General features: G+C 56.6%; 1 protein-coding gene and 1 pseudogene. One reads left to right on the top strand and one right to left on the bottom strand.

The window, feature by feature from the left end; all coding sequences use genetic code 11:
* Nucleotides 1-119: 119 nt before the first annotated feature.
* Nucleotides 120-653, top strand: a pseudogene (locus tag ACNPAA_RS20950) (ABC transporter substrate-binding protein); the annotation flags it as partial.
* Here the strand turns inward: ACNPAA_RS20950 and ACNPAA_RS20945 are convergent.
* Nucleotides 615-801: hypothetical protein (locus ACNPAA_RS20945; RefSeq protein WP_417891993.1), on the bottom strand; the 187-nt coding region annotated here is incomplete at its 5' end. The pseudogene ACNPAA_RS20950 and the gene ACNPAA_RS20945 overlap by 39 nt on opposite strands.

Raw genomic sequence — 801 nt, 5'->3', positions numbered from 1 at the left:
CAAGTTACCCGCCCGCCGAGAACGAAGTTACCCAAGGTGCATCAAAGCCAAACCACAGAAGTATGCGACGAGAAAACCTAGTAAAAACAATGCCAGTCAGGCTTAACTGACTGGCATTAGGGCTCAACCTCGAGCTCAATCTGATGGATGCGTCTTCCGGCTTCAAATCCATGCTGGAGAAAAAACACCAGAGTGCCTGGATGGCCTGGAGCGGTGGTCGCTATCCCGCCTATTGGGAACACTTCCATAAGGTCAATGCCAACAAGCCCCAGACCAACAACATCATGAACATCGATGACGACAGGATCTCTGCCCTGGTGGAGCAATACGACAAGGCGTTCGATTTCGGCAAGAAGGCCGACCTCTCCCGCCAGATCCAGCAGCGACTCTATGAGCTCGCCAGCTTCGTCCCCGCCTATCAGGTGCCCTATACCCGGGCCGGCGCCTGGCGCTGGGTACGCCTGCCCAAGGTGCCGGCAACCCCCCAGAGCGACTTGCTCTACTGGCCCCTTGACGGCTCCAACTCGGGTTACAGCTTCGGCGGCCTGCTCTGGATTGACGAAGCGGCAAAGGCGCAGACCCGGGCCGCCATCAAAGGGGGGCAGACCTTCCCGTCAGTGACCATCACGGATACCACCTACCAGCAAAAATAGGGCAGCCGGCACCGTCATCCCCAAAACAAAATCTATGGTCACCCCCTTTTTTGCAACCTTGATTTCGGGTGTTGTGGTTGGCTTGCTTAAATCTATCCGGCGTCTTGATGGAGAATGTTCTCCGCGCCACGATGAGAATCGCGCCTGA

It is taken from the genome of Aeromonas sp. PS2Canimalfood6, assembly GCF_048276795.1.
Classification (GTDB): Bacteria; Pseudomonadota; Gammaproteobacteria; order Enterobacterales; family Aeromonadaceae; genus Aeromonas; species Aeromonas caviae.
This window is presented reverse-complemented; position numbering and strand designations above follow the sequence as displayed.